Below are 230 nucleotides of genomic sequence, written 5' to 3'. Positions count from 1 at the left end.
AAAGAAGGACTCAGAAACATACCAAACCGCGGAATCGGCTATAGTATGTTGCAATACTTATCTGAGGATTTTAAAACAGAATATCGTCCGCTATTACTGTTCAATTACTTAGGAGATTTTGGTTCAGGCGTAGAAAGTACCGAAACAACAACCACTGAAGCATCTACGAGTTTTGAATATGGAAGTTATGACGTTGGAAATGATCGTTCTAAAAACAATATCAGTCATGT

The 230-nt window shown here is 37.0% G+C and carries 1 protein-coding gene; it reads left to right on the top strand.

Features of this window, described 5'->3' with window-relative positions:
* A partial coding sequence (locus Q0845_RS27825; RefSeq protein ID WP_298521241.1) for a hypothetical protein occupies positions 1-230 on the top strand: 230 nt, incomplete at both ends.

It is taken from the genome of uncultured Kordia sp. (assembly GCF_947489565.1).
In the GTDB taxonomy this organism is placed as follows: Bacteria; Bacteroidota; Bacteroidia; order Flavobacteriales; family Flavobacteriaceae; genus Kordia.
Note: the sequence above shows the minus strand (reverse complement) of the source record. Positions and strands in the feature narration are given on the sequence as shown.